The 2,083-nt window shown below is 65.8% G+C and carries 2 protein-coding genes; one reads left to right on the forward strand and one right to left on the reverse strand.

Going from position 1 to position 2,083, the window contains the following annotated elements; translation table 11 throughout:
- Positions 1 to 82: 82 nt before the first annotated feature.
- Entirely contained in the window at positions 83 to 568 is a 486-nt protein-coding gene (locus E1298_RS46405; RefSeq protein ID WP_131903731.1) for a hypothetical protein, read from the reverse strand.
- Positions 569 to 845: 277 nt separating this feature from the next.
- Here E1298_RS46405 and E1298_RS46410 point away from each other — a divergent pair, with 277 nt between their 5' ends.
- Positions 846 to 1,901: an IS630 family transposase gene (locus tag E1298_RS46410; protein ID WP_243726262.1), complete on the forward strand. Its 1,056-nt coding sequence runs from the start codon at positions 846 to 848 to the stop codon at positions 1,899 to 1,901.
- The last annotated feature ends 182 nt before the right edge of the window (positions 1,902 to 2,083 follow it).

Here is a 2,083-nt window from a genome sequence, read left to right on the forward strand (position 1 = left end):
CCGGCCCCAATCTGGCCGACACTCTCATACCCCTTGATCACCGTCATGGTGTCCGTACTCCCCCCGAAGCAGTGGATGATCTTCAACTACCCTTGATGATCACTCCCACACCTACGGTGATACCCCCGCCAGCGGTGAAGATCTCCGGGGCGTCCCGTCGTCCTGCGGCGGGGACGGCAATCGTCGGCATGGCTGTGAGCTGCTCGGCGGCTTCGGGACGGCTTAGCAACGGCAGTGTGCTCAGAAGCGCTTCGACAACGTGGCCTTGTCGAGGGATGGTGATCGTGCCAGCCGTCGAGACTTCGATGGCGGGGTCTTTCGCCCGCGACCGGGAGACCGCGTCAAGCTGGCCGGCTTGGTGGGCCGTGAGTTTGTAGACGTCGTCGCTCTCGCCCCCACAGATGATGACGAGTCGCTGGTGCGGCCACTGCTGGAGCGAATGGGTGCGGACCTGGTGAGCGTCGGCGGCAAGGGTGAGGCCGGGAATCCGTTCCTCCTGGAAGGCGTCGGTCTCGATACTGAAGAGCCGCCCAGCGTCCGAGCAGGTGAGGATCAACTCTGTGACCACGCCCTGCCGAGATGTGAGAGCGCGCAAGGCCAGGTAGCGGGTGGCGTCTTCGGCCCCAGGTCCTGTCAGGGAGATCTGTGAGGACGCGAAGGGGGCCAGCGGTAGCCGACTGTGGCTTGAAGAGGGCAAGGGCCACGGGCCCCGATCTAGTGCCGCGTCCAGAAACGTTCTTTGGGTAATTGATCTCTAGGTGGATGCGGCCCAGGCTGCTTCCGAGTCGAGGTTCGGAGGTGTTGTGGTGGGGCGTTCCCCGGAGGTGTTCGTCCGGCCGGTGTCGATGGCCGAGGGCCGCCGGTTGCAGCGGATCGGGCGGACGGCCAAGGATCCGGTGAAGCTGCGACGGGCGATCGTGGTGCTGATGTCGGCGCAGGGGCAGCCGGTGCCCGATATCGCACATCTGCTGAACTGCTCACCGGACTACGCGCGCGGTGTGATCCACGACTTCAACAACGTCGGGTTCAAGGCGCTGGACCCAAAATGGAGCGGGGGCAGGCCCAGGACGATCAGCGACGCGGTTCGCCGCCGGATCTGCTTGATCGCCCGGTGCTGCCCCCGTGACCTGGATCTGCCGTTCGCGACCTGGTCCCTTTCCAAGCTCGCCGAGCACTTGGTGGCCGTCGGCGTGGTCGCCTCCATCAGCCGCGAGAGCCTCCGGCAGATCCTGCGCGAGGGCGGGACCAGCCGGCAGGCCATCAAGACCTGGAAGGCCTCCAGCGATCCCGACTTCATCGCGAAGATGACCTGTGTGCTGGATCTCTACGACAACCCGCCGGCCGATGGGCGGGTGGTCTGCGTCGATGAGTTCGGGCCCTTGAACCTGCAGCCACGGCCCGGCCGGGCCTGGCGGCCCGAAGGCGAACCGGATCGGCAACGCGCGACGTTCCACCGCTACGACGGAGTACGGCACATGCCGGCCGCCCTGGACCTTGTGACCGGGAAGATCCTCTACCGGATCCGCCACCGCAAGCGCCGGCGTGAGTTCTTGTCGTTTCTGAAGGTGCTGCGTGCCCGCTGGCCCACGCAGAAGCTGTACCGGGTCCTGGACAACCTCTCTCCGCACAAGCATCCCTGCGTCCGGGCGTGGGCCGCCGGCAACGAGGTGGAGTTGGTGTTCCTGCCGACCTACGCCTCCTGGCTGAACTGGATCGAGTGCGAGTTCACCGCGCCGCGCTACTTCGCGCTCAACGGCACCGACCACCAGTCCCACACCGAACAGGGCACTGCGATCGCCGACCACATGCGCTGGCGCAACACCCGAGCACTACCCAAACACCACTTCGCCCCCGACTCGGTCATCCGGACCTGGACCGATTACAAGACCAACGTTGCCTGACGAAGCACTAGAGGACTTTAAGCGTCGGGGTTACATAGGTGAGTGTGCCGGTCTTGGATGGGCGGGTATTGGTTACCTCGGTGGCATGAGATATCCCGATGGGGGCGGGTTGACCGGCCAGGAGCGTGCGCGGCGTGAGCAGGTGCGGCTGGCCGCAGCGGAGATGTTCGCGGCCGGGGCCG

This window comes from Actinomadura rubrisoli (assembly GCF_004349215.1).
GTDB lineage: Bacteria > Actinomycetota > Actinomycetes > Streptosporangiales > Streptosporangiaceae > Spirillospora > Spirillospora rubrisoli.

Excerpts from the sequence above, each read along its gene's own strand:
- E1298_RS46410 (WP_243726262.1), top strand. The coding sequence starts at position 846 with ATGGCCGAGGGCCGCCGGTTGCAGCGGATCGGGCGGACGGCCAAGGAT.